The 1,709-nt window shown below is 69.7% G+C and carries 2 protein-coding genes; both read left to right on the top strand.

The features are described from left to right. The first annotated feature begins 43 nt into the window (after nucleotides 1-43). A complete protein-coding gene (locus tag ACNPM4_RS13870; RefSeq protein WP_029262982.1) occupies nucleotides 44-1,351 on the top strand; it encodes a S8 family serine peptidase in 1,308 nt (435 codons plus the stop codon). 25 nt (nucleotides 1,352-1,376) lie between these two features. Beyond that, a partial coding sequence (locus ACNPM4_RS13865; RefSeq protein WP_448986042.1) for an FAD-dependent oxidoreductase occupies nucleotides 1,377-1,709 on the top strand: 333 nt, incomplete at its 3' end.

Here is a 1,709-nt window from a genome sequence, read left to right as displayed (position 1 = left end):
AAGACCCCGGTGCCGCCCAGCGCGAAGCGGCGGCGTCACCGGCATGACAGCCCGTCGGACGCTGCGCAGCGCCGCCGCCATGATGGTGGTCGCGGCGTCTGTGCTGCTCCTCGGGGCCACGGCGACGCCGCCGCCGATCCCGGACGACCCCTCCGACCCGACCCGCGCATCGGAGTACTGGCTCGACGGTGCCCGCATCCGTGAGGCGTGGCAGACGACCCGCGGCAAGGGTGTGACGATCGCCGTGATCGACACCGGCATCGGCAAGGTGCCCGAGGTGTTCGGCGATGCCGTGGTCGGCGGCACGGACGTCTCCGGTGCGGGCACGCCGGATGGACGGACGCCGCTCGGCGCGATCGACGGAAATCATGGCTCCTGGGTGGCTTCGCTCGCCGCCGGACGCGGCGCCGCCGACGGGACCGGCATGATCGGAGTCGCGCCGGAGGCCAACCTCCTCTCCATCTCGGTCGGCTTCGGCGCGGCCGCCGCCGTGCCGTTCACGGAGCAGGTGGCGAAGGGCATGCGCTGGGCGGTCGACAACGGCGCCGACATCATCAACCTCTCGTTCACGACGAACACGCTCGACTGGGACGAGAGCTGGGACGACGCGTTCCTCTATGCGTTCGAGCACGACGTCGTGGTCGTCGTCGCCGCGGGCAACCGGGGGAGTGGCACGAACATCATCGGCGCACCGGCGACCATCCCCGGCGTGCTCACGGTGGGCGGCGTGGACCAGACCGGCACGGCGAGCGTCGAGGCTTCCACCCAGGGCATCACGATCGGGATATCCGCTCCGAGCGAGGGCCTGATCGGAGTCTCCGCCGACGGCAAGGTCGAGCGGTGGCGAGGGACGAGCGGCGCGGCGCCCATCGTCGCGGGGGTCGCCGCGCTGATCCGCTCTGCGCATCCCGACATCAAGGCGATCGACGTCATCAACCGCATCATCAAGACGGCGATACCGGTCCCGGACGCCATCAAGCCACAGGATCCGCTCTACGGCTACGGGCTGGTGGATGCCGCCGCGGCGATCTCCGCCAACATCCCCCCGGTGAGCGCGAACCCCATGGGCGACCTGGCGGAATGGGTGCGCTACTTCCGTCGCGCGGAGTCGGAACCGCAGCCCGTGCCGTCGATGACGCCGGTGGCCGTGCCCCCTCTTCCCGCGGCCGATGCGCCGAGCGAGGCGGCTTCACCGTTGCTTCCCAGCGCCGATTCGCTGCGCTACGGTACCCTGCCGCTCATCGCGCTCACCGTGCCTGGTATCCTGGTAGCGCTTGGCGTCACCGCAGCTGCCCGGCGCATCCGATCGGCGCGCGTTTCCGTACGCCAAATCCCCGACTCCGAGGAGTAGTTCTTCTGTGCCTCAGAACAGCACTGTGCCCAAGATTCTGATCGTCGGCGGAGGGTACGCAGGCTTCTACACCGCGTGGAAGCTCGAGAAGCACCTCCGCAAGGGTGAGGCCGACGTGACCATGGTCGACCCGCTGCCGTACATGACGTACCAGCCGTTCCTGCCCGAGGTGGCCGCCGGCTCGATCGAGGCACGTCATTCGGTCGTCGCCCACCGCCGTCACCTCAAGCGCACCCACGTCCTCACCGCCAAGGTGACGAACATCAACCACGCGCAGAAGGTCGCGACGATCACGCCGCCCGTCGGCGAGCCGTACGAGTTCGCGTACGACCAGATCGTCGTCACCGCGGGCGCCGTC

The sequence above is a fragment of the Microbacterium umsixpiens genome (assembly GCF_053543675.1).
The sequence above is the reverse complement of the archived record's forward strand: the minus strand, read 5'-3'. Positions and strand labels throughout refer to the sequence as shown.